This is a genomic window from Kitasatospora sp. NRRL B-11411 (genome assembly GCF_000721345.1).
GTDB lineage: Bacteria > Actinomycetota > Actinomycetes > Streptomycetales > Streptomycetaceae > Kitasatospora > Kitasatospora cineracea.
Map to the genome: position 1 here is coordinate 1 of NZ_JOGH01000356.1, position 209 is coordinate 209.

Here is a 209-nt window from a genome sequence, read left to right on the forward strand (position 1 = left end):
GCCCGCCAAGGACACCGCGAGCGGCAAGTACCGCGTCGACGTGGTGAATCCGCAGCCGGGCGTGCTGTACCCGGCGTTCGCGGCTCGCGAGGGCCTGGCGGGGGCGCCGAACAAGCTGAGCAGCAACGAGGAGTTCGTCGACCTGTCCGCGGGCAAGCAGGCGGTGCTCACCACCGGCCTGTGGAACCCGTCCGACTACTGCCAGCGCA

1 protein-coding gene is annotated in these 209 nt (G+C 70.8%); it reads left to right on the forward strand.

The window, feature by feature from the left end; genetic code table 11:
• A partial coding sequence (locus tag IH44_RS42240) for a hypothetical protein (protein WP_035958708.1) occupies window positions 1-209 on the forward strand: 209 nt, incomplete at both ends.